The sequence below is a fragment of the Streptomyces sp. NPDC000878 genome (genome assembly GCF_053599695.1).
The window spans coordinates 1-23,121 of the sequence record NZ_JBSFMT010000030.1 but is presented as its reverse complement, the minus strand read 5'-3'; the positions used below and the strand labels follow the sequence as shown (position 1 = coordinate 23,121).

The window sequence follows — 23,121 nt, the reverse complement described above, 5'->3', positions numbered from 1 at the left end:
GTCAGGTCGAGTCACGCGTGCCGAGCACGGTGTTCTGGCCGAGGATGAGCAACTCCGGTACGCCGCCCTCGCGTTCGCGCAGTTCCTCGGAGACCAGCCGCATCGTGGGCACCACGACCCTGAGCGCGTAGAAGGTGTGGGCCGGTTTCTCCCGGTCGATGATCGCCCGGGCGATCTCCTGGACGCGGCGCAGCCGTCCGGGGTCGGCGTCGCCGAGCGTCAGCTGGACCTGGAAGTAGTGGGCGGGCGTCTCGAACTCGTCGAAGACGACCACGTCGTCGCGGGTCACCTCGTCGTCCAGGGGCCGCAGGTAGATCTCCAGCATCCGGCGCAGCCCGGCCAGGGTCCCCCGCTGCCGGTACAGCGGCACGATCTCGCGGATGAACCCGCGCTTGGTGTCCGCGTCCCAGTCCGCGCGCAGGCTCAGGCCGACCCATCCGGCCAGCCACGGCAGGAAGTCCTCGCCGGTGGTCAGCGGGTCGATGTGGTCGGCGGAGCGTTCGATGAGCTGTTCGAGGCCCACGATGTCGTCATGGCCGGTCAGCACGGCTTCGAACGCCAACAGGAACCGGCCGGCGAACGGGTCCTCCCGGAACACCGCCGGCAGGTGGTCGAGATAGCGGCTCACACTGCTCACACTGCTCACGCCGTTCATGCCGGGAGCTCCCAGGTCGACGGGTGGGTTCTGCCGTAGCTGTCGTAGCCCGTCAGGTCCACCCGGGTCAGCCGCACCAGCTGGTGGGCGTCCAAGGCGATGTCCTCCACGCCGGTGTCGCCGTCCGTGCCGGTGCGGGTGAGGCGGATGTTCTCGATGTGGTCGACCAGAGGCGACTGTTCGAGTACGGCGTACACCTCGGACAGGTACGCGCTCTGCCCGAAGGGCCAGCCGTCGCGGGTGTCACCGCCGGTGAACGGGTCGTAGAAGTCCCGCAGCCGGTTCCGCGCGTCGGTGAGGGCGTCTGTCGGCACGGTGTCCTCGTACAGGGCGAGGTCGGCGGAGACCGTGACGTCGACGTACTCCGGGCCGACCACGTGGTGGCGGACGGTCAGGATCCTTCGTGGGTCGAGGAATTCACGCAGGGCGGTGGTCAGTGCCTCGGTAGGCAGTGGGTGCGTGTCCGCCGTCCCGCCCGGCTCGGGGAGGACGACGACGCTGACGTGCGCCGGGGCCGCCGCGGCCGGGTCGGTGCCGGACAGGTTCCGGCCCGGCACGCACCGCACCCGCCGTACCCGGGGAAGCCCGGCTGCCTGCGGCTGCTCGGGCCAGGTCGTGCGGACCAAGTACTCGTAGTCGTCCGCGGTCGCGGCCCGGTGGCGTTCGTGCAGCGCGGCGACGCTCTGGCGTACGGCCGCGTCGAGGCCGCCGGTGTCCGGCGGTGACCACTGGGGGCCGCCGAGCAGCCGCAGGAAGTTGAGGGTGTGGCTCTGCGACAGCTGGTCGACCTGGTACAGCTGCATCTCAGTCAGCCAGGCCAGCAGCTCGACGAGGACGATGCCGGGGTCGCCGGGGTTGTGGTCGGTCCACTCCGGCAGGAGGACGGGGAGGAGAGCCCGCGCCTCGCCGACCAGGTCGTCGAAGTCGTGGTCATCAAGCCTCGGCAGGGGAATCGGCACGGAACTCCTCACGCTCCCAGGGTCACGGTGATGCGGTGACGGCCGGAAAAGACCAGTGCCCGTTCCAGCCATCGGGTCAGCTCCGGGGACACGGGCTCGGCCGCGAGCTGCGCCAGCGAACGGCCGAGCACTTCCTCCAGCCGGTCGCCGAGATCGTCGGAGTGGGCCACCTGCGTCACCGTGAGTGCGGGGACGTGGCCGACGCCGTCGACGGCCTCGATGGCCGCGTACAGGTCGGAGCGGTGCGGTTTGCGGCCGAAGGCCCAGCCTGTGCCGTCCGGTCCTCCGGTCAGCGGGTGCAGGAAGCCCTCCAGGGTCTGCTCGATCCGTCCCCCGACCAGGCCGGCGACGTCCGGGGAGGACGGCACCACCGTCGCGGCGACGGTCACCTCGATCCACTCCGGGCCGGTGACTCGGAGCGCGGTGGTCGGGCCGCACCGCGCCCGCAGGTATTCCTCGACCCGGCGCAGCAGCCCCAGGCCGGGTGCCGGGCGGGGGTCGCCGGAGTACGGGACCACGACGACCCCGACCCCTCCGGCGTTCGCCTCGGCCTCCGTGTGCGCGTTGCCCGGCTGCGGAGCCGCCGGGTCGAGCCAGAGGTCGAACGGGTCGTACCGGCTGGGCGGCACCGCCCGGACCCGGGCCACCTCGGCGGAGGACTCGTACGCGAGGTCCTCGAAGTCCTGGGCCGTGACGGCGCGGTCGCGGTGGCGCAGCGACCTCGGCCCCCTGGCCCGCACCCGGTCCAGGGGTTCCCACGCGCTGCCGCCGGAGGCCGGCTCGTGATGGGTGACGGAGTCGATGGAGGGGACGGCGGACTTCAGCGTCACGACGGTCCCCGCGTCGCGGTTGCCCTCCGCGCCGCCGCCTGTGCGGTAGGTGACGCGGATGTTGCTCTGCCCACGCGGTACGACCCGTCCGGCCCGACCGTCACCGAAGCTGATCTCACCGGTCCGGCGGTCGATGGTGTAGTGGCGGTCGAGCGGACCTGAGCGGTGGAAGTCGGTCACCTCGTGCCACCGCACCCAGACCTCCTCGGGGTCTTCGGTGACCGTCACGGCGTCGGCGCCTTCGGCGTCGGTGAGTTCGGCCTCCTCCGGCGCCGTCGGGCGCTCCGGCTCACGTATCACCAGCCGCTGACCGGCCAGGACCGGGCTCTGCGCGGTGCTGAGCCGCTGGCCGGCCTCGGTGGTGCCCGATCCGAGGACCTCGTCGGTGACGGTGACGGCCTGCGTCGCCCAGGTCGTGTTCGGCAGGATCCGGCGCAGCCGCGGCGTGACCGGGAAGCTTCCGTGCCTCAGGCGGAGCCGCAGCCAGCAGCGGCTCTGACCGAAGTACTCCCGGGCGGTCAGGTCCGCCGGTCCGACGAACCGCACCGTGCCCCGACCGGACAGCGTCGCGGTCTCGTCGACCGCGGCCAGCGACTGCCAGCCGTCGGGGCCGCCGTACTCCCACACCAGGCCGACGGGGTCGGTCAGGTCGGTCCCGGCGAGCCGGTCGGCCGCCACGTCCTCCGGTTCCGGCGGTTCGACCTGGAGGTAGAGCGTGACCGGCCGGGTGTCGAACGGCTGGTCGAAGCCGAGGTAGAGAGCGGAGTCCTGCTCCAGGTGCGGGGTGAAGGGGGTGACGGACCACGGCGTACCGGGGTCCAGGTGGTGGGTGGTGAGGCGGAAGTCGTTGTGCGTGACGCAGACCGGTGCCGGGACGGGCGCCGCCGGCCCCGGGGAACTCCACGACAGGGTGGTGACCACCGGCGGTGCGAACGTGGCGTCGACCAGCTCGTAGGAGCCGTCGCTGTTTCGGGTGTAGCCGGCCGCGACCCCGTAGTCGCCGCCGATCAACCGGATGCGCAGCCAGTGCCCCTCGACGTCGCCCACCTCGGTGCGCGCGAAGCCGTCGGGCGGGGTGAGCAGCAGGGTGGCGTCGGCGGTGAAGGCGTAGTCGGGGTCGTCGACGGTCGCCGGGCGCCAACCGCTACCGTCCCATGCCTCCCAGACGATCCGCGGGTCGCCGTCGGTGTTCACCGGCGGCACAGGGCCGTCCGGGCCGTTGGTCAGGGTCACGTCGAGGGTGAGGTCCGCGCCGGGGCGGACCAGGCTCTCGGGGCAGGCCAGGTAGAAGGTGTCGTTGAAGCGCGGCTGCTCGCCGAAGGGGGGGAAGTCCTTGGTCACGTCCAGCGGGGTGCCGTTGGTGAACGCTCCGGGCGGCGCCACCGGCTCCGGCACGGTCTCCGTGCGCACCTCGATGCCGGTGACGGTGGGCGGATCCCAGTCGAACCCCAGCGTCAGTGACGCCAGTTGCGGCAGGCGGGTGTAGGCCGCGCCGTCCTGAACGATCTCCGCCCGGAGCCAGTGCCCGGACCAGCCCTGGAACAGTTCGGCGGGCCAGTCCGCCGGTACGCGGAAGCTGATCTCGCCGTCGCGGGTCATCGCCAGGGTGCCGTCCCGCAGGCCGGTGTCGCCCGCGTCGGCCGTCTCCGCCGCCGTGCTGGACTCACCCAGCCGCCGCCACTCGTCGCCGTCCTTGTACGACCACACCAGCCGCACCGGGGTGGCCGGGCCGGCCACCCCGGGTCGGGCCAGAGTGATGGCGAGCCGGACGTCGGCGCCGAGGGCCGCCACTGGTTCGCCGACGCTGAGGTAGAAGAACCGGCCCTGGTCGGTCTGCCCGAACGGGAACACCCCGTCGGCGCTGTCCTGGGGAGCCCGGCTGCCGATCGCGACCGCGTCGGGCGGCAGCCCGGAGGTGCCGTGCGGCAGGGGCATGTCGAGCTGGGCTCGCAGCCAGCCGGCCGAGGTGCCGTTCACCTCGTACGGGGGCAGTTGTGGCAGGCCGGTGAGGGTCACCGTCCACGCGCCGTCCTGCGGGGTGGTGCCGGCCTCCGCCGACTGCCACCGGGTGCCGTCCCAGTACGTCCAGGAGATCGGCCACCCGTCGAGCAAGGTGCCGTCCGGGGTCGCCAGGATCAGTGTGACGTCCTTGGTGCCCTCGGCGGTCAGTACCGGGTCGCAGGCGACGAAGAGCTGGTGCGGCACCGGCAGCTCGGCGGTGAAGGCGGCGAACGGTTCGTCCTGGTCGCCGGTCGCCTCGGCGCTGCGGTCGTCGTAGGTGTCGTGCGGGGCGTCGTCCACGACGACGGTCAGCAGTCGGGAACGGGTGACGACCAGATCGGTCCCGGTCTCGAAGACGACCTCGTCGTCCTCGCCGTCCCGCGGGTCGGCGGCTACCTGTGTGCCGGCCGGGACCAGCGCGTCGGTCCGGCTGCCTTCGGCCAGCCGGAAGGTGAGCGGCACGCGCGCCGGCAGGGGTGGCGACGGCTGGGTCCCGATCAGGTTGAGGAACGCGAGGTAGTCGCGCTCCGGCACCTGGTTGAGACGCTGCACCACCAGTTCGGCGAAGCGCGCGAAGACACCGATCAGCGCCTGGCCGCCGTCCGGACGTCCGTCGGCGGGCGGCTGCCAGCCGCTGTAGCGGGTCGCCAGCGCGGTGGTCTGGGCGACCAGGGCTGCGCGGTCGCGGGGGTCGATGGGTGGGGACTGTCCGGTCATATGACGTAGAAGGGGTAGACGAGGTTGAAGCGGCTGTTGTTCGACCGCATCCGGTAGTTGATCTCGATGAGCAGGCGGTGCCGGTCCTCGGGGTCGGGTGCCGCGTAGACGTCCAGTACGTCGATGCGCGGTTCCCAGCGGGTCAGCGCCTCGCGCACCGACCGGCTGACGCGTCCCGCGGTGCTCGCGTCGTTGACGTCGAAGACGGCGTCGTGGATGGAGCAGCCGAAGTCCGGCCGCATCACGCGCTCGCCGGGCGAGGTGCCGAGGATCAGCCAGATCGACTGGCGGACGGCCTCCGCACCGCTCCCGGTCAGCCGTATGCCCTGTTCGGGGTCGTGGCCGACGGGGAACGCCCAGCCGGTGCCGAGGAAGCCGCTGTCCGTCACTTCGGTCATCCGATCGTCACCGTGCCCGTGGCCATGACCGTCCCGTTGGGGAGGTCCTGCGGGTCGTTGCAGGTCGAGGCCCGGTCACCGGTCCTGATCGCGGGTTTCCCGTTGAACCTCACAGTCGTGCTGCCGCCTTCGAGGGTGGCCGTGTTCGACGGCTGCTTCTGGAACGAGGTGCCCGGCGGCGCGGGGAGGTGTGCCGGGGTGTTCTCGGCGGTGGACCCGGCCACCGCCGCCGGCTTGCCCATGATGTTGACGTCGGCACTCAGCCCGCCGTTGATGATCCCGGTGAACGGGTGCGGCAACGGCGTCGGCACCGGGCCCGAGGGCCCGGAGACCATGACGACATGGATGTCGGTGGCCGTGACAAGGTCACCCTGCTTCGCAGCGAACTGCCCCATGGAATTCCACCCCCCAATCAGTTGATGTTGACTTGGCTGCCCTTGATGGTCAGCCGTCCGCCGGACTTGACCGCGAGCGCGGACTTGGCCTCCACGTTCACGTCGGCCTTGGAGACGATCTCGACACCGTTGCCGCTGAGCCGCAGCTTCCCGCCGGCGGAGATGACGACGTCCGCAGTCGCGGTGATCGTGATCCGGTTGTCCTTCGTGCTGATCACGATGCTGTTCCCGGCACTCCTGTCGACGATCTCGATGCGCTCGTCCCGGTCGGTGTCGACCAGCCGGATCACGTGCCCGCTGCGGGAGGTGATCGACCGTGTGTCGTTGCGGCCGTCGCCGTTGGTGACCGGCGGCCTGTCCTTGCCGTTCCACAGCGCGCCGATGACGTAGGGGACCTCGGGGTTGCCGTGCTCGAAGGCGACCAGGACCTCGTCGTCGACCTCGGGCAGGAAGGCGAAGCCACGGCCGGCGCCGGCCATCGGGACCGCCACCCGTGCCCAGTCGGTCTCGGCGTCGTCCGCCAGCCAGGGCAGGGCCACCTTGACCCGCCCCAGGCCGTCCGGGTCACGGTTGTTGGTGACGATGCCGATCGCCACCCCGTGGAACCGCCCGTCCGCCCGGCCGGGCTCCTGGCCCGCCAGATGGTCGAAGATCTCGGTCACGCGGCGTTCCTCCGTACCTGGAGACCGGTCCGGTAGCCCTCGGCGGCGGTCACCGAGTGGCTGACGGAGGTGAGGTAGTAGGGGCCGCTGAAGGTGGTGCCCGCGCCCTGGATGTCGACCACTTCGCCGGCGTGCAGGCGGGGCTGTCCCTCGCACTCGGCCTCGCCGGTGATGTAGGTGAGCGCCAGGTCGTCGAACTGGCCGCGGGCCATCTGGTCGGCCCGCTCCCGGTTCGGCACCGGCAGGTCCGTGCTGACCGACCCTGCCTTGCCGAAGGCCCGGCCGGCCTGGCGGGGGCCGGTGGCGGTGCCCCCCATGGTGGTGGACTCCTGGCCTGCGGCCACGGTGGCGACGACGGCCTGTTTGCGCGCCACGTCCCAGCCCCGCACGGAGTGCTCGCGCACCTGGGTCAGCGTGCGCAGCCGGGGTGTGAACTCGGAGATGTCGTCGCCGACGCGCAGCGTCGCCGACGGCGGACGGCCGTGCTGCGGTGGCCGGAAGTACAGCACCCTGTCCCGTACGTGGACCTCGTACCCGATCAGTCTCGCCCGTTTCTGGAGGAACTCCAGATCCGTCTGGTTGTTCTGCACCACGTAGTCGAGGCCGGTCCGGGTGTCGGTCACCTCGGCCCGCAGTCCCGCTTCCCGGGCCAGTTGGCGGGCGATGGCGCTGTCCTTTGTACGGGTGAAGGTGCGAGTGCGCTGACCACGGGCCAGCCGGTGCCGGTAGTCGTACCCGCGGACGGTCAGCCTCGGCAGCCGGTCCGCGGTGAAGGCGGGCTCCAGACTGGTGACCTCCCCGGTCATCACCGGGTGCAGGTCGCCGATGAACCCGAGCGCGATCCGCACCTCGGTGCCGACCGCGAAGAGCGGGGAGTCCGACCAGGAGACGGCCAGCCGCTCGGAGTCCCAGTTGCGCAGCGTCAGAGTGAACATGCTGAGCGCGTCGAGATCCTCCAGGACGGTCACCGACTCCACGTCGAGGCGGGCGTCCGGCGGCAGGCGCACGCCGTCGCAGCGGATGTCGAGGTCCGGCACGGATTCTGCGGTCTTCATCACGTGGCCCTCCCCTCAGCCCAGCCGGGGAATGGTCAGGACCATCCCCGGTCGAAGGTCACGCGGGTTGACGATGCCGTTGGCCGAGGCGATGTGCCGCCACAGGCGCGGGTCCCGGTACTCCGCGGCGGCGATGCTGTGCAGTGTGTCGTTGCGCCGGACCGTCCACGTCTTGTCCACGTCGGCCGAGTGCAGTTCCCGCTCCCGCAGCTGCGCGTCGGTGAGGGACTCGACGAAGCTGCACGAGAGGGTGGCCCGCACCGGTGTGCCGTCGGGCAGGAACATCGTGAACCGTTCGTCGAGCCGGGTGAGCACACCGGTGAAGATCTCGGAGAACGCACCCCAGGAGAGCGTGCACTGCGGTGGACGGTGCAACTCCGTGTCGACCTCGGCGAGCCGCGCCACCCGGCCGGTCAGCGCCGTGACATCGGTCGCGTCGCCGGTCTGGAACGGGTTGGGCGGCGTCACGAACGAGGTGGCCCGTGCCCACGCCGACGCGCTCGCCCTCGACTCGTAGGTGTCGAAGAACAGCTCGAGCGAGAGCGTCGCGGGCTGCACGGCCCCGAACTCGTGCTGCAGGCCGCTCCAGGTCCACGCGCCCCACGCCGGGTCGGACGCCTCCCAGGTGACCGCCCGCGACCTGCTGATCTCGTGCGGGTTGAACAACGCCTCGATCGGTCCGTTGTCCGCGAAGTCCGTTCCGTCGTGGGAGATGGTCAGCTTCTGCAGCCCGCCGCCACCCGGGCCGACACCGAGCAGGGTGCTCGCCAGGCCCGCCGCCTTGTTGAAGGTCACCGCCGCACCCCTCTGCGTTCGGCCTCGACGGCCAGCCTGCGCACGATCCTGCGGTGCACCAGGTCCGCGAGGTGCGCGACGTCCACCGGGGCGGCCTCCGCCGGGTCCGGCTGCTCGGTGCCGCGGTCGGCGCGGGGCGGGTGGCCTGCGGGGTCGGCGTGCCCGGAGTGCCCTGGATGCCCTGGATGCGCGTGCTGTGCCGTGCCCGGGAGCACCGGCTGCGATGGCACTCCGGTTGCCTGCCGTGCGGCCGTGCCGGGTGACGGGCGGTCATGGGGAGTGGTCAACGCCTGGGTTACGGCGAGGGGCAGAGGCCGCACCGGTTGGGCTTGCGGCTGGCGCGCGGAGACCACCTCGGTCGGCGCCGCGTCAACCGGAAGCCGCGCGCCGGGTGTCGCCGGGTACGACGCCGGTGCCGGGTGAGCGCCGACGGTCGGGGGCGGCGTGTGCGCGGCCGGGTGCGGACCGTCGGCGGAGCCGGATGGGACGGCGGGATCCGACACCCCGGAGCCCGGCCGGGCGAGGAGGGGTTCGGCGGCTGCCTTCTGGTGGGCGGCCCGGCGGGCGGCCTCGGCCTGCTGGGCGTGCCGGCCGGGTGCCGCCGGGGCGACCGGGCCACGGCGGGGCGCCGACGGGACGTACGCCATCACCGGACCGGAAGTCGCCGGACCGGAAGCGAGCGGCTTCGACGGCACGGGGGGACCCGCGCGGCCGGGCATCGAGGGACCGGATGCCCCGGCCGTGCCCGGTGTCGACAGCGGACGGCGGGACGCGAGCGGGACGCCGGGCACGCGAGGCATCGGCGCCGGTCCTGATCCGGCACGGGAGGGCGGAGAGGTCGTGGGGGCGGACGGCGCGGCGACCTTGCGCTGGATCATGGGCGTCGCCCTCGTCACGGCCGGGGATGTCGCGGGGCGCGAGGGTGAACCGCCGATGCCCGGACCGTCCGTGGTCCGTGCGGGACCCGTCTCGGCTGCTGTGGGCCGGGCGGTACGAGCCGACACCGCCGGTCCGTCCGAGGACACCGGTGCGCGGCGCGCCGAGGCGACCGGCATGGACCCGGCCGGTGCCGACGAGCCCGGACCGGCCGCATCCGCACCTCCGGCGGAGGACCCGGACTGCCCGGTCGGTACGGGGTGCCCGTACACGATGGGCGCCGTCGAACCGGCGTGCGACACCGGATCCGCGTACCGTGCGGCCGACTCGGCCAGCGGGAGCGCGGGCGTCATGCCGTGGTGTCGGGTGAGTACGGCCCGTGCCTGACCCGGGTCGACCACCCCGGGGCGCAGTGCCCTCCGCGACAGCCGGTGGACCAGCACCGGGTCGAAGGTCGTGTCGTCGTCCATCTCGGTGTTTCCTGTCAGCCGGCCATGTCGGCGATGCCGTGGCCCAGTGCGAGGGCCTGTCCCAGCAGCGGTTTGGTCAGTCCCTCGTGCGCCAGCTCCAGGGATTCGAAGCCGACCTCGTCGGTTCCGGCGTTGAAGGTCGGGCCGGTCCAGCGCACGGGCAGCGCGTTGCGGAAGTTCCACCACATCACCGGGATCCGGTGGCGGTCGAGCAGGGCGATCGTGCCGTTCTTGCGCTGGATGACACCGCGAGCCGTGTTGTCGTACCAGTTCCAGAGCTCGCTGAGCGCGCTCAGCCCGTGCCGCAGCACCAGGGGGGAGGCACTGGCCGCGCCGGGCAGCTGGTGCACGAAGCCGTTGACTCCGCCCTCCCGGTAGGACTCCATCTCGATCCGGCTCTCCAGACCGCTGACCTCGGTGAAACCGCCGACCAGCAGGCCCTCGATCTCCACCGCGAAGTTGAAGGTCGAGAAGGGGTCGGGAAAGCGCAGTCCGGTCCAGTTGCCCACGGCGGTGGGCGCCCAGCTCAGTCCGAGCGGAATTCCTGTCGACGTCATCGCCGCACCCCTGCCCCTCCGTGTTCGTTGAGCCGCTCGTTGATACGGGCGATCTCGGCGACCCAGCGCTGCCGTTCGTGATGGTCGAGCTGCATGATGTCGAGATAGGGCCAGTGAAAGTGATAAGCCACGTACGCTACTTCCTCGTGCAGCCGGTCCGGGGAGTAGCGCGTTATTCCCCCAGGCTGGGGGGCTCCACTTCGAACGACCCGGTGCAGTGCGGGCAGTCCACCTGGAGCCGGGAATGCCCGTTGGTGTTGATGCGCTGGTAGAAGTCCTGGAGATAGGCGAGATCGCCCGAGTACAGGTTCTCGACGGTGTGGGTGTTGATGTATTCCAGGCCACCCAGCTTCGTGATCACCCGGGTCAGCAGGATGATGACCAGATACCCCGGGTTCGACCGCACCCGGGGATCCTTGATCGGCTCGATCTCGTCCAGCGCGGTGGACATCCGCATGGTGCCCTCGCGATGCACCGTGCCGTCCGGCGCGACGAGGCCGTGCGGCAGGGTGAACGGGAACTCCGTGCGGCGAGCCTCGGTGACGCCGCCCGCTAGCTCCACTGGTCGACCTCGATGCGTTCGCAGGCGAGCGTGAGCTGCTCGACGGCGATCTCGTCGCTGGTCGCGTTGAGGCTGGGGCCGGACCACGACTTCGGCCAGCACTCGAACAGGTTCCAGGTCACCCGGGGACCGCCCTGCTGGTCGAGCAGCGTGATCGACACGTTGTGCCGCTCCACGGTGCCCTTCATCACCCGCTGCCGCCACTCCCACAGCTTGCTGTCGTTCGTCACACCGCGACTGAGCGTGATGTCGCCGTAGCTGTTCAGACCGGGGATCTTCCGCGGGGCCAGGTTCGCGTCCATTCCCTCACGGTATTCGGCGGCGCTCTGACTGCTTTCCAGTCCGGAACACTCCCGAAAACCGGCCCGGGTCATGCCGTCGAGCTCCACCGAGAAGTTGTAGCCGAAATAGGGATCGACCCTCTCCACAACCGCACCTCCTTCTTGTCGAATTTCCTGTCGAACTTCTCGTCGAAGCTGTCTTGAAAGCTGCCCTAAAAGCTGTCTTCGAAGTTGCCTTCGAAGTTTTCGAAATCATTCACGCCGCGTCGACCGTCACACCGCTCGCACCATGGATGACGCGAACGGTGACGAACTCGGCGGGTGCGGTCGGAGCCACACCGATCTGGGTCACCACCACCCCCGCCGCGACGACCGCCGGGGGATTGGTCTCGTGGTCGCACTTGACGAAGAACGCCTCGGCCGGAGTTCGGCCCTTCAGCGCGCCACGCTGGAACAGTTCGTCGAGGTACGCGGTGAGTTCCCGCATGATCCGCACCCAGAGCCGTATGTCGTTGGGCTCGTGGACCAGGCCCGTCATGAACCGCTCGGTCCACCGGCCTATGGTGCCGACCAGGCGCCGCGCGGTCACGTCACGCCAGGCCGGGTCCGCGGCGAGGGTCCGCGCGCCCCAGACGCGGACGCCACGACCGGGCAGCGCCCGCAGGCAGTTCACCCCTTGCCCGTACAGCGTCCCCACCTCGGCCGCGCCGAGGTTCACCTGCAGATCGACGACGCCCTCGACCACCGTGTTGGCGGGCGCCTTCTGCACGCCGACCCGCTGGTCACCGGCCGAGTACACGCCCGCCACATGCCCGGACGGCGGCAGGTACCGCAACCGCCCGTCCCGGCCCGGTGCCCACAGCCACGGGTAGTACAGCGCCCCGAAGGCGCCGTCCGCCCCGGTCAGCGCCGCGCACTGGGCCGTGACCACCGCCGGGTCCGTCGTGGGCACGCCGTCGAGCAGCGCGAACCGGTCGCCCCGGTCCCGGCAGTGCCGCAGGAGCACCCGCTGCAGGCCGAGGACCGTGTCGAGGGAGCCGTCGGCCGGCCACGGCGCCGTCGCGACGAGGTCGGGGGCGCAGACGAGGTCGACGTCGTCCTCCAGGGCGTCCAGCGCCTCCAGCGCGGCCTCCAACGCGGCCGGGGGCGCCTTCGACTCGTCGAGCCGTACGACGTGGCACAGCAGCCCGCCGTTGTCGAAGAAACCCCGGACCGCGTCGGCCAGGAAGCCGTCGGGCGTCGCGCCGTAGGCGGCCTCGAACTGCGGCCACAGCGTCAGCCGCTGTGGCGTGCGCGGTCCCTCGGCCGCCCGGCCGAGGAAGGCGGGCACCCCGGTGAGGAAGCTCGGTGCCGGCGGCGGGAACACGTCCTGCCGGAGCACGCCCGGTGTCGGTTGCTGGGTCACGGTCTCGTTCGGCAAGGTGCTACTCGACCCCGCCGGCCCACTGGCTGATCCGGAAGACGACGAACTCGGCGGGGCGTACCAGCGCCACCCCGACCTCGACCACCAACTGGCCTGCCTCCCGGACCGGCGCGGGGTTGACGGTCTCGTCGCAGCGCACGTAGAACGCCTCTTCGGGCGTGTTGCCCATGAGCGCGCCGGACGCCCACACCGTGTTCAGGAAGGCACCGACATTACGGCGCATCTTCGACCAGATCTCCGGCGAGTTCGGCTCGAAGACCGCCCACTGGGTGCCCTCGTCGATCGACTCGCGCAGGAAGTTGAACAGCCTCCGCGAGCTGATGTAGCGCCATTCGGCCTGCGACGCGCCCGCCATCGTGCGGGCCCCCCAGACCGTGTTGTTGCCGTCGAACCTGCGGATCACGTTGATGCCGTCGGGGTTGAGCCCGGCCTGGCCCTGCTTGCCGACCAGCGTCTGGAGGCCCAGCGCGCCGCGGATCACCTCGTTGGCCGGCGCCTTGTGCACGCCCCGTTCGGTGTCGACGCGGGCGTAGACCCCGGCGAGGTGGCCGCTCGGCGGCTGGTACACCGGGCTGCCGTCCGCGCCCTTTGCGCCGACGTCGATCCACGGGTAGTAGATCGCCCCGTAGCTGCTGTCCCGGACGCCGCCCCGGATCGCCTCCTTGGTCAGCACGGTGGTCTGCCGACCGTCGAGGATCGCGAAACGGTCCTGGAGGTACTGGTTCTCGCAGTGGTCGAGGAGTGCGCCCTGCACCGCGTCGCTCACCGCGCCGGGGATCGCGACCAGGGCGATCTCGTCGACGACGGTGAAGGTGTCCAGCGCGGCGATCAGGCTCGCCTCCGCCTGGTCCGCGTCCTCGTCGGGCGCGACCCGGGTGACCCAGCAGCGGCCACCGCCGTTGTTGAAGAAGCCGTAGACCGCGTGGGCGAGCGTGCTGTTGCCCGGCTGGATGTCGCCGAACAGGTTCTTGAAGGTCTCCCAGCCGTCCACGAGCTGCGCCTCGCCGGCGGGGGCCACCGTGGCGAGGTCGGCGGGCTCGGGGGTGCCGTCGGCCTTCAGCCCGGACCGGCCGGGGAGCAGCGGCATCGTGACCGTGTCGTCCACGACGCCCACGAAGCCCGCGGTGCTGGTTCCCGCCCCGGCGATCGGCTTGATCGCCGAGGGAACCTCTTCGACGTACACGCCAGGCGCTAGATACTGCGGCATCTGTGGGATCTCCCCCTCGTCATGACTCGTGGTCCACGCCCCGGCCGACCCGGACGACCGTCTCGGTCACCTCGGGTCCGACCTCGGCTGATTCGAAGACGTCGACGCTGAGCGTGACGCTGTAGTGGAGGATGGCCTTGGGCCGCCCTCCCATGGCCTGCCAGAACTCGCCAAGGCCCTGCAAGTGGCTCTCGGCGGTGATCCTGGCCGGCAGCGGAGCCGGCTGCTCGGCCAACTCCCCCCGCAGGTACCTCGCGGGGATCTCCCGGTGGCGTAGCAGCACCTTCATCACCGCGCCGAGCAGGCGGTGTTCGTCCTGCGCCGGGTTGGGCGCGCTCTCGTTCGGCCAGGCGGTGATCAGATAGGAGCACAGGACCCGCGCCGGTGCGCGCTTGCGCGTGACCATGCCGGACTCCTGCCGCGTGTTGTCCCACTGGTTGGTGCGCAGCTCGTGGTTCTCCCGCACGTCGTAGAGGAAGAAGGCGAGCGCGGGCAGAGTGACACCGGAGGGCGGGAACTGGTCGTCCGGGGTGGCGAAGCTGACGGTGATACCGGACAGCGGCAACTCGGCCTCGACGAGGGCTGCGAGGGTGGTGTCCAGGTCCTGGAACATCGCTTCCCCCATCCTTGCTTGCCGCAGTGCCGGTCGGCCTTGTCGGAAGATCTACTCGCCGGGCGTCCCCGGTACGTCTGCGGGAGCGTCTGCGGGAGCGCCTCAGCGAGCGTGGGAAGCTTGCCAATGACGCGCTGACGTGGCCGTTCACCGGCAATCATGATGTGCGCCACACGCTTGGCGCATCCCCGCATGTGCCGCCACCGAGGTCGACGCCGTGCCCGGACAGGACGGACAGCCCCTCGTCAGTCGGTCGCCCTGCCGAACCACCGTCTCGGCGACGGGAAACGGCAACGCCACCGCCGCGCCAAGCGGCTCCGGCACGGTCCGGTGTGGTTCGGCAGTGCCCCAGGGTGCGCGGAGGCTGCATCATGTCGGCGTCGCAGCGATGGCCCCCGGGGTCGAGCGAAGCGAGAACTCGGGGGAGCGACCGGCCACAACGCGGTCGCGGACGACGCACCTGACTTGCAGCGGGCCACCGAGCGCACTGTCCGCAGGAGCACCACGCCGGTTCGGACACTCTGCCGACCGACCGTCCCCCGGCCCTGGGCAGATCGCCATCGAACCCGCGGTCACCCGCGAAGGCTTCCCGGTCCTCTACCGGGTCCGCCCCGGATCGTCGCTCACCGGTCGCGGCATCCAACGGCCGACGAAGCGCCGCCGCAGCGCCGATCGACCCCGGCGCAGGGCCGCCGGGCGAGCGCGGAGGTCGGGCGCACTACTCCGACATGAACGACAACGGGAAGCCGCCGAAGCTGCCCGAACCGACCCACCTGCTGTGCCATGTCTCGTTGCTGGTCGCATGGTCGGGATTCGTGCCGTACATGTAGAAGAACCAGAGCGGGTCGCCGCTGCCCCCTGTCGCGGTTTGGACTTTATCGTCGCGCCGAGCGTAGTTCTCCATCGTGAGATAGTCCCCACCGCTGACGGCCACCACGCCGGCGTAGTGGTACTGGAACGGCGGATCGGCACGCCGCTTCTCGCTATCGGATATCCCGCTTCCCATGGTCATCAAACGCGACCCCACGGTCACCGCCCCGGGTAGGAACTCGCTGATCTGACGCTGTCTCAACGCTGTGCCCAGCTCATCACGCAGCCGGCCTGGGTATCCGTCGTCGAGCACATAGAGTTTGTCGACCATCAGGCGAGCATGTTGCTCGTACGCGCCCCGAAGGTTCACGGGGCTCGATGCCCTCCAGCTCTCCGCATACGACCCGATGAGCGGGTCGAGGGCTCCCGTCAAGGTGAGGATGACCTCATCGAGGACCTCGGCCAGGGTTTCGACCCACCACTGGGCAAGAAGGCGGCCAGAGGCTACGACCCAGTTCGACATATGCTCGCAGTCCTGCGGAGTCCGGAGTCGCAGTCCCCTGGGCCCTGCTTTGGCGAACATTCCGGAAACCGACTGGCGGAAACCTTGCAGCCCCTTCTCCTTGGGAAGTGCTTCCTGAGGCTCGACCTGATACAGGTGGCGGGTGAGCGCAGCCCCGGAACGGGAATCCGGGCCCCGCAATTGCACCTCCAGGTATCGGGAAGTCCTGACGAACCGCACGTGTTCGGTGAGTCCGGAGTTCGATTCCTTTATCCGTTCCTTTGTGGCATAGAAAACCTTGGACTCGACACCCGCACCTATCTCGACGGCGAGATCGAAATCATCAGAGAAGCGCAGATCGGGCGTGTCCGCGTAAGCCAGGTTGGGCCTCAACTCGGCGATGTTGATGTGGTTCAGGACCAAAGCGTCCGCATTCTCGAACCAACTGCCATTTACCTCTCGCTGACTGGGAAAGAAGTACTGGTCGTTCTCCCTCCGATCAGCGGCATGCTTCGTCGGATACCGGGGGTCGGCGGCCGGGATGTCGACATAACGCTGCGCGGTGGTGAGCGGAGCGCACCCGAGCCCGGGGCCGGCGGCGCCTTGCTGGACGGTGTGGGTCAACTCGTGCCCCAGCAGTGCGTCACCGCGGGAGGTACCCGGCCGGTACTCGCTTCGCCGGACGAACACGTCCGAGCCGACCGTGAACGCCCGCGACCCCAAAGCGTCGTTGAGCCGATCCGGCTCCGACCCCACGTGTACCCGCACCGAACCGAGATCCGCCCCGGTCACCCGCTCCATCCGTTCCCGGACACCGCTGGGCACCTCCAGGCCGCCACCGCGTGCCCGCTCCACCGCCCGCGCGACCGCGGGCTCCGCCGTACCACCGGCGGCGGCCGGAACGTGCCGCCCCGCCTCCGGCGCACGCTGCGCCGTCGCGGACGGCGACGCCCCCGTCGCCAGGCGCGCGACCCGGTCGGCCTCGCGCTCCAGTGGATCGTCGACCGGACCGACGTTCAGCTTCGCCTGGATGATCCCCCGCGCGAGGCGGTTGCCGTACCGGCGTTGCAGGCGCAACAGCCCGTCCCGGGGGTGCGCGGGCCCGCGCACCTGCCGCAGGGGCCCTTCGGCAGCAGCGGTCGGCACCTTCGTCGCCGACGCCGCATCACGCCGAGGGGACTGGAGAGAGGTCATGCGAGGCGTCCTTCCGGTCGTGGAGCCGGTGCCGAACCGTCCTGTGGACAGAATCCTGCCCATCTTCTGGAAACTCGCGCCGGGCGGCCCGGAGCAGATACCCCATCGTGACCACCCCAGCGTCCGCAGCGGCGAGGAAAACACCCGCGACGGCGATGTCGCGGATGTCGCCCCCGGGCAGGTGGATCCGCCGAGCGAGCCGGTCCAAGTCGAGGCCCCCCTCCAGAGGAGCCTCCTTGGGACGGCATCGTGACGTGTCGCCACGGTACCGATCAGCCTGCACAAGAGGCTTATGCGCCCGGCGTCCCCCGGCCGTCTGCGCGAGCGTCTTCCGGTACGCCTCAGAGGATGTGGCGCCGCGACCTCGGGTGCCGTGACGTCGCGGTTCGCCGACCAACGTGACGTAGATCACGCCACCGGAAGGCCCACGTCCTCGCACCGGATCCGCGGCCACCGGGTGCCCTGGCACGACATCCACCCTGAGGGAAGACGCGAACTCCAGGAGTCCGAACAGAGGAACCTGACGGGGAACGCGGCCAACGCCGATCCCGCACGTCGGGCAGTCCTGCTGCAACTGGCCCAGGCCACCTGGTGCCCCGCCCTCGCGGTAGTACGTGATGTGCCGCTGGCGGAGTGCCTGCGCGGACGTCGCACTCGAACGAGGTCACGGGCACGAATACGTGACCCGGGCAGTCGGCGTCAGGGCCTGCCCGGGGCCGCGGCGACTACCCCGTCCACGCCGGATCCGCGAACTCCACGACCGGCGCCGGACCCGTCGGATCCCAGCCCTGTATGACGGTCACGAGTTCTTCTATCGTGCATTCCTTGACTCTGTCGACGGTACCGTTCAACGAGTCGGAGAAAGCCACGTCCGGGGCCGGCCAGAAGCTGTAGACGACCGTATCCGTGCCAAGCTTCTGGCCGGCTGCCAACGCGACGTGGTCAAGTCCGTTGAAGAAGACCAGATCTCCCCGTTCGGGCTCACTGACGCCGTTGACATATGCGGAGCGCGGATGAGCGCCCACCATCGCGGTCATCAGCGACAGGCCAGGATTGGCCGCCACCATGGTGTACACGTTGTTCAGGTCTCTCCACGTGAGGGCTCCGACCTTGTAGGCGGCGTACAGAATCGCCTCCCAGCAGTTGAGGGTCGTCGTCCGCGTCAACTCCCCCGGCGCCATGAGCCACTCTCCGCCCTTCCCCAACGCCCATGCCGCGAAGTCCGTGCCGTAGTACTCCGAATCCCCGGTGGTGGAGAGCCCCGACGCGTCGGAGTTCTTCCACCGGAGTTTGTCGCCCAGCCCCCGTTGCATTCTGTTCGCCGTCGCCTCGTCGACGACTGTGTGCGGAACGTATCCGACGACTCCGTTCGCGTCGATGCGGAGGAAGTTGGCCGCCCTGTTGGTCACTTGGACCCGTTGCCCGAGCCCGACGGTGCCGACCTGCGGATTGCCGACGGGCCCGGCCGCCTTCTGAAGGACGGCCGTGCCGGCCAGCATGACTCCGTGCCACGGGTGTCGGTTCTTGAGCAATCTCTGGACGGACTCGCCCGCCCCCGACTGCTGCACCACGTGCGTCAACTCGTGGCCCAGCAACGCGTCACCGCGGGCACTGCCGGGGCGGTACTCGTCGCGCCGGACGAACACGTCGGCGCCCACCGTGAAGGCCCTGGCCCCCAAGGCCTCATTGAGTCGGTCCGCCTCGGCGTCGACGTGCACCCGCACCCCGCCGAGGTCCACACCGGACACCCGTTCCATCCTCTGCCGCACCCTGTCCGGCACCGGTCGTCCACCGGCGCGGGCCCGGGTCACAGCCCGCTCCACACCCGGGTCCGCGACGCCCCCGGCCGCACCGGGCACGGACCCGATCGCCTCGGGCGACCGCCTTACCGACGACTCTGCCGAGGATCCCATCGCCAGCCGCGAGATCCGATCGGCCTCCCGCTCGTGGGGATCGTCGACCGGGCCGACGTTCAGCTTCGCCTGGACGATGCCCCGCACGCCACGGTTGCCGTACCGCTGTTGCAGCCGCAGCAGCCCGTCCCGCGAAGGTTCGGGCCGACGCCCCTGCGACGCGGGGGCTGCGGCGATGGCCCGTGCCTTCGGCACCGACATTGCCTCACTCCGAGAGGAACGCATGTGAAGCATCCTTTCCGGTCGTCGCGCCGGTGCCGAACTCTCCGGCGCGACCAGAATCTCGCCCATCTTCTGGTGCACTCGCCGGGTGGCCCGGAGCAGACGCCCCATCACGAAATGACCAACCGTAACTCGCGTTACATATAAGGAGAGTTGAGATTTTCGCACAATGAGTCCGCGCTCATCACGCCTTTCCGCAACCAGCGAGCCGCACGCCCGAACAGCGTGACCACCGCTTACGAGGCTCCGACCCGCCCGACGCACACCGCGCGCATCACTCTCCGCGGTACACGCGGTGCAGGTCGACAATCTCGACGTCGCCGCACCGTTCCGCCACCCGCCGGAGATCGCCGCACCCGGCCCACTCGCAGGCCTCGCGGTAAGGGGTCGTGACCGAGCGGGCCGTCGTAGGCGATCGGCATGTGTCTCGCGGTTGCGGATCACCCTCCCGCCTGCCGACCTCACGCCTCCTTCACGAAGACCGCGTCGCCCCTGTTCACCCCCGCGGCCGTGGCCGCTTCGGCGGCCTCTCCCTCCGCCATCGGGGCCAGGTGAGCGCCCGGTGGCAGAAGGACCTCCGATTCGTGGACCGCGCTGGAGAACGGAGCGATGTCCCGGGCGTACTTGCCGACCAGTTTGGCGACGATCAGCAGCCCCATGCCCACGCCGTCCCGAAAGTTGTCGGCGATCGCCTTGCTGCGGCTGAAGCTGAGAAGTTGCCGAAGCCTCCGGCCCTTCGCCCACGACCGCCTCGCCCGCCACACTCCCACGCCTGCGCTCGCCCGCTCACCCCGGAACACCATGACGGGCTTCGACTCCTTGCCGACTTTCGGCAACTGCTGGAGAGCGTCGTAGGCCATGTCCGACTGCCAGCTGATCTCCTCATACAGGCGCCGTCTCAGTGCGGGAAGCTCGTTCTGGTACCTCTTCCATTCCGCTGCGGAGTGAGGTGCTTGTTTCGCACGCTCGAATTGTTCGGAGACAAGCGCCTGCGGCATTTTCGATGCATAGGAGAAGGCGAGGATACGCCCCTCTCCCACCATCATGCCGACCTTCCTCCGGAACAGCGCATACCCCAGGAGACGCTTTGCCGGATTCCAGGAATGACGGTATTTCATGGCGTCGTTCAGCAGCGGGAAGAGCGGGCCGGTCCACGCGGTCAGCGCCTGCCGGTGTCTCTTGGACAGAAGGAGCTTGAACTCGTCGACGCTGAGCCCGTTCTCCTCGCGGTACAAGTCGATGACTTTCTTCAGACTTTCGAGTTTTTCCTTCTCGGCTCGCCAGCCGCGCTTCGCGTCCCCCTGTTCGGGCGTCAGGCCCGCGTCGTGATCCAGCGAGTTCTCGAAATCCTCGTACATCGCGTTGAAGTTTGCGAGGTCCGGATCGTCGACGTACTCGTCGAAAACATCATGTACCGTCGTGAGCCAGTCGGCTCCATGCTCGGCGATCCTGCCGGAAGCCATCGCGTCGTCGTACAGGCGGTCGTGAGGCAGCGCGGATTCGTCGGCCATCGCACGCACATCGCCGATCTTCGGCTTTCCGGGGAGGTTCTGGTACGCGTCGACGAAGGTGTAGCGGGAACTCGACGGGTCGCGGCCGTCGATCCTGAGGCCGGCGATCCCGGCACCACGCTGGATCTCGAACAGCGTGTGGTCCTTGCCGGGCAGCATCCAGGCCATCAGTGCCCCCAGGAACGTCTCCTGTTGTTGTGGGTCGAGGCCGATGAGCTTCGCGGCCAGGAGCATCCTGGCCGTCGTCGTCGAGATGCCCGTCTGCACCGGGATCCCGAAGGAACGGACCCTCCGCGACCAGGGGTTCGAGATCGGCCGGAGCGCGACCGCCCCCTCCCGCCAGGGCAAGGGCTGGCCGTCCGGCAGCCGCTCGTCCTCGGCCAGATCCAGATGGCGCGCGACGAAACGCTGCTCCAGTTCACCGAGTGGCGTGCCCGCGTCGGCGTAGTACTTCGGCGTCCTCGGCTGCACTTCGTCGCCGCCGATCGTGCGGCGCCCCAGCACGCTCGCCATGAGAGTGAACCACTGGTAGCGCGGCGACGCGGACAGCGCCGCGACGTTGCCCGTGGCGAACGGGTCCCTGGCGAACCCCTTCAACCAGGAGACGGCACGCCGGCGGTGGCTTCCGAGCCACCGGCCGACGCGCCGCAACTCGTCGCGCTGCCGCTCGTTCCCGGGTGCGGCGTCATGGCCATCCTCTGTCGGCATCGGGGTCGGCTCCGCAGCCAGTGCCCGCTCCGCGGCGCCCGAGATGACCTTCTTCTGGAGGGTGTCGACGGATCCCGCGGCCCCCGAGGGGAGGGTATTGCTGTTGTAGTAGGCAGCGTTGAAGAAGGCCGTCATCAGCTCGCGGACGTTGCCCTTCTGGAGCAGCTCCTCGTAGGGGACGCCCGTCCCGACCTGCCCGGCGGACATCACGTCGTCGCGGAAGAACGCCCTCCGCGCACGGTCCTCGGCCTCCTGCTCCGTTTCGGCGGCCGGATCAGCCTTCTCCAGTTCCTTCCTGATGATGGTGCTGAGCGTGTCCTTCAGCTTCTCGACGGCGACCCTGGCGAGTTCCACGGTGTCCTGGTCATTGAAGTAGTGGGCACCGACCTTGGCTTCGAACCCCCGGACGTACTCGTCCGCAAGGGCCCTGTTCCCGTAGAACGCCCGGAAACCCATGGGCGCCCGGTAGGGGGCCGCCAGCCGCTGCACCGACGGCGCGGTCCGCGTCGCCGTCCCCGGGGCCGCCGCGACCGCACCCTGCTGGATGGTGTGCGTCAGCTCATGTGCCAGGAGCGCGTCGCCGGCGGTCGTCCCCGGCCGGAACTCGGCACGCCGAACGAACACGTCCGAACCCACCGTGAACGCCCGCGCTCCCAGGGACTCGTTCAACCGGTCCGACTCGCCGCCCACATGCACGCGCACGCCGCTCAGATCCGCGCCCGACGCGCCTTCCATCCGCCGCCGGATCCCCTCCGGCACCGGACGCCCGCCCCCGCCACCACGCAACCGGCCCACCGCACCCGTCACCGCCGGATCCGCCGCGCCACCGCTCGCGGCCGGTATGTCCCGGGCGAACGCCGGCGCCCGACGCAACGACGTGCCCGTGACCCGCTCCGCGGTCCGGTCGGCCTCCCGCTCCAGCGGATCATCGACCCGGCCCACGTCGAGTGCTGTCTGGACCACGTGCTGGACGCGGCGGTTGCCGAACCGGCGCTGCAGGTCCGCGGCAGCCTTGCGGGAACCGCCGGGACCGCGGCCGCGGGCCGCGGAACCCGTGCTTCCCTCCGGTGTCTCCGGTCCACGGGTGGCATCGCGCCGGGGGGCCGACAAGAACGGCATCCATCTCCTCCTGAACTGACCGGCCGACTCGACGCGGCCGCTCGACCCGTACCGTCCTCCCGGCACGGCACGCCACGGAGCGACAGGACCGGACGGGGCGACGCGGTCACTGAATACACGGAGGTTGTCTCCGCCGCGTCTGCCGCGGCGTCTTCGACGACACCGCGGCAGACGCCGAAGACACGGCCGGGCCGAGGTCCGGTCGCATCGCGGCCGGCTCGGCGGTGGCGCGGAGCCGACCGGGGGCCATTCACCGGCCGGTCCCGGCGGAGGAGAGGTCAGCGGGCACTCTCAAGCGGCCCGCAACGGCGCCGGCACCTGAGACTCGCTGCTCGGGAACACACGCGGTCACTCACTGCAACCTTGACTGCTCCCCTCCCTGAAGGGAGGGGGTTCCTGGCTCAGGCCGCCTCCTGGAGCAGCGCTCCAGGAGGCCTTACGCCCTCAACACCAGCCGGGGTCAGACCAGCCCGGAGGAGCATCACACGGGCGGAGTTCTTGTCCCTGGGGGACACAGCTCCGCACGCGGTGCAGGTGTAGCTTCACCGCTCGACGTTCCCCCAGGTCAAGCCACGAAGTACTGCTGGAGTACTAGTGTCCTGCGCCAGTAGTTGATCGTTAGTTGGTGTGTGACTTCTGCTGTTGGTGCGTCAGTTCCTCGTCGGGGCCCCAAGTTGGTGCCGTTG

General features: G+C 70.2%; 19 protein-coding genes and 2 pseudogenes. All 21 read right to left on the bottom strand.

Annotated features, from left to right (window positions below; genetic code table 11):
- Window position 1: 1 nt before the first annotated feature.
- Window positions 2-655, bottom strand: coding sequence for a phage tail protein (locus ACWDR4_RS25415; RefSeq protein WP_450411925.1), 654 nt, complete (start codon window positions 653-655; stop codon window positions 2-4).
- On the bottom strand, window positions 652-1,614 hold the full coding sequence (locus ACWDR4_RS25410; protein ID WP_450411924.1) for a baseplate J/gp47 family protein: 963 nt from the start codon (window positions 1,612-1,614) through the stop codon (window positions 652-654). The genes ACWDR4_RS25415 and ACWDR4_RS25410 overlap by 4 nt, the downstream gene beginning before the upstream one ends.
- An 8-nt stretch (window positions 1,615-1,622) precedes the next feature.
- Window positions 1,623-5,162 (bottom strand): putative baseplate assembly protein, encoded by a 3,540-nt coding sequence (locus ACWDR4_RS25405; RefSeq protein ID WP_450411922.1) that lies wholly within the window; start codon window positions 5,160-5,162, stop codon window positions 1,623-1,625.
- Entirely contained in the window at window positions 5,159-5,560 is a 402-nt protein-coding gene (locus ACWDR4_RS25400) for a GPW/gp25 family protein (protein WP_371658245.1), read from the bottom strand. Before ACWDR4_RS25400 ends, ACWDR4_RS25405 begins: the two co-directional genes overlap by 4 nt.
- A complete protein-coding gene (locus ACWDR4_RS25395) occupies window positions 5,557-5,955 on the bottom strand; it encodes a PAAR domain-containing protein (protein ID WP_371658246.1) in 399 nt (132 codons plus the stop codon). The genes ACWDR4_RS25400 and ACWDR4_RS25395 overlap by 4 nt, the downstream gene beginning before the upstream one ends.
- Window positions 5,956-5,972: 17 nt before the next feature.
- The gene (locus ACWDR4_RS25390; RefSeq protein WP_450411920.1) at window positions 5,973-6,617 is read right to left on the bottom strand and encodes a phage baseplate assembly protein V; all 645 of its coding nucleotides are present in this window, start codon (window positions 6,615-6,617) and stop codon (window positions 5,973-5,975) included.
- Entirely contained in the window at window positions 6,614-7,672 is a 1,059-nt protein-coding gene (locus ACWDR4_RS25385) for a phage late control D family protein (protein WP_450411918.1), read from the bottom strand. The genes ACWDR4_RS25390 and ACWDR4_RS25385 overlap by 4 nt, the downstream gene beginning before the upstream one ends.
- A gap of 15 nt (window positions 7,673-7,687) precedes the next feature.
- The gene (locus tag ACWDR4_RS25380) at window positions 7,688-8,467 is read right to left on the bottom strand and encodes a CIS tube protein (RefSeq protein ID WP_450411916.1); all 780 of its coding nucleotides are present in this window, start codon (window positions 8,465-8,467) and stop codon (window positions 7,688-7,690) included.
- A complete protein-coding gene (locus tag ACWDR4_RS25375; RefSeq protein ID WP_450411914.1) occupies window positions 8,464-9,813 on the bottom strand; it encodes a hypothetical protein in 1,350 nt (449 codons plus the stop codon). The genes ACWDR4_RS25380 and ACWDR4_RS25375 overlap by 4 nt, the downstream gene beginning before the upstream one ends.
- A gap of 14 nt (window positions 9,814-9,827) precedes the next feature.
- The gene (locus tag ACWDR4_RS25370; protein WP_371658251.1) at window positions 9,828-10,370 is read right to left on the bottom strand and encodes a phage tail protein; all 543 of its coding nucleotides are present in this window, start codon (window positions 10,368-10,370) and stop codon (window positions 9,828-9,830) included.
- Entirely contained in the window at window positions 10,367-10,546 is a 180-nt protein-coding gene (locus ACWDR4_RS25365) for a DUF6760 family protein (protein ID WP_318323770.1), read from the bottom strand. The genes ACWDR4_RS25370 and ACWDR4_RS25365 overlap by 4 nt, the downstream gene beginning before the upstream one ends.
- The gene (locus tag ACWDR4_RS25360) at window positions 10,543-10,932 is read right to left on the bottom strand and encodes a hypothetical protein (RefSeq protein WP_450411913.1); all 390 of its coding nucleotides are present in this window, start codon (window positions 10,930-10,932) and stop codon (window positions 10,543-10,545) included. Before ACWDR4_RS25360 ends, ACWDR4_RS25365 begins: the two co-directional genes overlap by 4 nt.
- Window positions 10,923-11,360 carry a phage tail protein gene (locus ACWDR4_RS25355; RefSeq protein WP_371658253.1) on the bottom strand — a complete coding sequence of 146 codons (438 nt, stop codon included), beginning with the start codon at window positions 11,358-11,360 and terminating at the stop codon, window positions 10,923-10,925. The genes ACWDR4_RS25360 and ACWDR4_RS25355 overlap by 10 nt, the downstream gene beginning before the upstream one ends.
- Window positions 11,361-11,469: 109 nt before the next feature.
- Window positions 11,470-12,633: a phage tail sheath family protein gene (locus ACWDR4_RS25350; protein ID WP_450411911.1), complete on the bottom strand. Its 1,164-nt coding sequence runs from the start codon at window positions 12,631-12,633 to the stop codon at window positions 11,470-11,472.
- Window positions 12,634-12,637: 4 nt separating this feature from the next.
- Complete coding sequence (locus tag ACWDR4_RS25345) at window positions 12,638-13,843, bottom strand: phage tail sheath family protein (protein ID WP_450411909.1); 1,206 nt, start codon at window positions 13,841-13,843, stop codon at window positions 12,638-12,640.
- Window positions 13,844-13,862: 19 nt separating this feature from the next.
- On the bottom strand, window positions 13,863-14,456 hold the full coding sequence (locus tag ACWDR4_RS25340) for a DUF4255 domain-containing protein (RefSeq protein ID WP_450411907.1): 594 nt from the start codon (window positions 14,454-14,456) through the stop codon (window positions 13,863-13,865).
- 718 nt (window positions 14,457-15,174) lie between these two features.
- Complete coding sequence (locus ACWDR4_RS25335; RefSeq protein ID WP_450411905.1) at window positions 15,175-16,962, bottom strand: eCIS core domain-containing protein; 1,788 nt, start codon at window positions 16,960-16,962, stop codon at window positions 15,175-15,177.
- 725 nt (window positions 16,963-17,687) lie between these two features.
- Window positions 17,688-18,962 carry an eCIS core domain-containing protein gene (locus ACWDR4_RS25330; RefSeq protein ID WP_450411903.1) on the bottom strand — a complete coding sequence of 425 codons (1,275 nt, stop codon included), beginning with the start codon at window positions 18,960-18,962 and terminating at the stop codon, window positions 17,688-17,690.
- A gap of 596 nt (window positions 18,963-19,558) precedes the next feature.
- Complete coding sequence (locus tag ACWDR4_RS25325; protein ID WP_450412050.1) at window positions 19,559-21,772, bottom strand: hypothetical protein; 2,214 nt, start codon at window positions 21,770-21,772, stop codon at window positions 19,559-19,561.
- A 90-nt stretch (window positions 21,773-21,862) separates the two neighbouring features.
- A pseudogene (locus ACWDR4_RS25320) lies at window positions 21,863-22,435 on the bottom strand (eCIS core domain-containing protein); the annotation flags it as partial.
- 401 nt (window positions 22,436-22,836) lie between these two features.
- Window positions 22,837-22,977, bottom strand: a pseudogene (locus ACWDR4_RS25315) (RNA-guided endonuclease TnpB family protein); the annotation flags it as partial.
- Window positions 22,978-23,121 lie beyond the last annotated feature (144 nt).

Bases quoted from the DNA above. Each gene is read 5' to 3' on its own strand.
- ACWDR4_RS25415 (WP_450411925.1), bottom strand. From the start codon at position 655: ATGAACGGCGTGAGCAGTGTGAGCAGTGTGAGCCGCTATCTCGACCAC.
- ACWDR4_RS25405 (WP_450411922.1), bottom strand. From the start codon at position 5,162: ATGACCGGACAGTCCCCACCCATCGACCCCCGCGACCGCGCAGCCCTG.
- ACWDR4_RS25400 (WP_371658245.1), bottom strand. From the start codon at position 5,560: ATGACCGAAGTGACGGACAGCGGCTTCCTCGGCACCGGCTGGGCGTTC.
- ACWDR4_RS25395 (WP_371658246.1), bottom strand. From the start codon at position 5,955: ATGGGGCAGTTCGCTGCGAAGCAGGGTGACCTTGTCACGGCCACCGAC.
- ACWDR4_RS25385 (WP_450411918.1), bottom strand. From the start codon at position 7,672: ATGAAGACCGCAGAATCCGTGCCGGACCTCGACATCCGCTGCGACGGC.
- ACWDR4_RS25375 (WP_450411914.1), bottom strand. From the start codon at position 9,813: ATGGACGACGACACGACCTTCGACCCGGTGCTGGTCCACCGGCTGTCG.
- ACWDR4_RS25370 (WP_371658251.1), bottom strand. From the start codon at position 10,370: ATGACGTCGACAGGAATTCCGCTCGGACTGAGCTGGGCGCCCACCGCC.
- ACWDR4_RS25345 (WP_450411909.1), bottom strand. From the start codon at position 13,843: ATGCCGCAGTATCTAGCGCCTGGCGTGTACGTCGAAGAGGTTCCCTCG.
- ACWDR4_RS25340 (WP_450411907.1), bottom strand. From the start codon at position 14,456: ATGTTCCAGGACCTGGACACCACCCTCGCAGCCCTCGTCGAGGCCGAG.
- ACWDR4_RS25335 (WP_450411905.1), bottom strand. From the start codon at position 16,962: ATGACCTCTCTCCAGTCCCCTCGGCGTGATGCGGCGTCGGCGACGAAG.
- ACWDR4_RS25325 (WP_450412050.1), bottom strand. From the start codon at position 21,772: ATGGGTTTCCGGGCGTTCTACGGGAACAGGGCCCTTGCGGACGAGTAC.